Raw genomic sequence first — 519 nt, 5'->3', positions numbered from 1 at the left:
TGTGTGTTGTGGTTTGTGTTTGTTTTTTTTTTTTCTGGTTTTGGTTGTTGTGTGGTGGGGTGTGTGTGGGTGTTTTTTTTTTTTTTTTTTGGTGTGGGGGGGGGGGTGTTTTTTGTTTTTTTTTTTTTTTTTTTTGTTTTTTTTGTTGTTGTTTTTGTTGTTGGGGTTGTGTGTTTTCTGCGGGGGGGTGGGGGTGGGGGCGCGGGGGGGGTGGGTGGGGGGGGGGGGGGGTGGGGGGGTGGTGTGTGTGTGCGTTTTGTTTGTGGTTTGGGGGGGTTGTGGGTTTGGGTTTTTTTTTTTTGGGTGGGGGGGGGTTTTTTTTTTTTTTGGTGGGGTTTTTTGGGTTTGTGTTTTGTGTTTGTTGTTGTTTGTTTTTGGGGGTGTTTTTTTTTTCTCGTTTTTGTTTTTTTTTTTGGTTGTGTTGTTTTTTGGTGTGTTTTGGGGTGGTGGGGGGGGGGGGGGGGGGGGGGGGGGGGGGGGGGGGGGGGGGGGGGGGGGGGGGGGGCCCCCCCCCCCCCC

The 519-nt window shown here is 51.4% G+C and carries 1 protein-coding gene; it reads left to right on the top strand.

Annotated elements, in window-relative coordinates; translation table 11 throughout:
* Nucleotides 1–519: hypothetical protein (locus PUR71_RS40815; protein ID WP_329924250.1), on the top strand; the 519-nt coding region annotated here is incomplete at both ends.

This window comes from Streptomyces sp. SP17BM10, from assembly GCF_036322405.1.
GTDB lineage: Bacteria > Actinomycetota > Actinomycetes > Streptomycetales > Streptomycetaceae > Kitasatospora.
This window is presented reverse-complemented; position numbering and strand designations above follow the sequence as displayed.